Raw genomic sequence first — 247 nt, 5'->3', positions numbered from 1 at the left:
TCCTAGATTTACATACATACACGATGCAACGTCATATTGAAAATCATCCCAACAGGTTACATTTCCTGAATTAGTGGGTGCTGTTCCTAGATTTACATACATACAGGAAGTAGCATCTAATTGAAAATCATCCCAGCAGGTAACGTTTCCTGGATTAGAAGGAGCAGTTCCTAGATTTACATACAAACATGAAGTAGCGTCTAATTGAAAATCATCCCAACAGTTTACATTTCCTGGATTAGTAGGT

The 247-nt window shown here is 37.2% G+C and carries 1 protein-coding gene; it reads right to left on the bottom strand.

What is annotated here, in order from left to right:
- Positions 1-247: hypothetical protein (locus tag ACVCZW_RS07675; RefSeq protein ID WP_452232091.1), on the bottom strand; the 247-nt coding region annotated here is incomplete at both ends.

The organism is Lacinutrix sp. MEBiC02595 (genome assembly GCF_053601555.1).
Note: the sequence above shows the minus strand (reverse complement) of the source record. Positions and strands in the feature narration are given on the sequence as shown.